Below are 379 nucleotides of genomic sequence, written 5' to 3'. Positions count from 1 at the left end.
TCCGTAACCGGCATCACCGTTAACTTCAACGTCCTCCGCGCTCCCGCAGTTCATTTTAAAAATCGCCTTCTGCAGCAGGTTGGCCATAGTGCCCCGGTCATCCGTAGTCGTCCCCTGCACGATGATCCGGGCAACAAAACGCTCCGGAGCTGGCGCAGCGTCCTTTATCTCGAGTAACGCCGGGGGCAACACCATCATGCCGGTCTGCGGGAAGAAGCCCGCGCCGTCGTTACAGAGACGGGTAGTGGCGGACCACCGGATGGGTGAGGCGTCATTGCCGGCGATACCACTGTGCTCAAACCCACCGGTGACCGTCTGCTGCTCCACTGAAAAGAGTGAGCGGTCTTCCCGCCAGGTGCTGCCGATACGGCCCAGCGCC

1 protein-coding gene is annotated in these 379 nt (G+C 61.5%); it reads right to left on the bottom strand.

What is annotated here, in order from left to right:
• On the bottom strand, positions 1–379 hold a 379-nt coding region (locus tag IAE50_RS25740), incomplete at both ends, for a hypothetical protein (protein ID WP_200581701.1).

It is taken from the genome of Kosakonia sp. S42 (assembly GCF_016624785.1).
In the GTDB taxonomy this organism is placed as follows: Bacteria; Pseudomonadota; Gammaproteobacteria; order Enterobacterales; family Enterobacteriaceae; genus Kosakonia; species Kosakonia cowanii.
The sequence above is the reverse complement of the archived record's forward strand: the minus strand, read 5'-3'. Positions and strand labels throughout refer to the sequence as shown.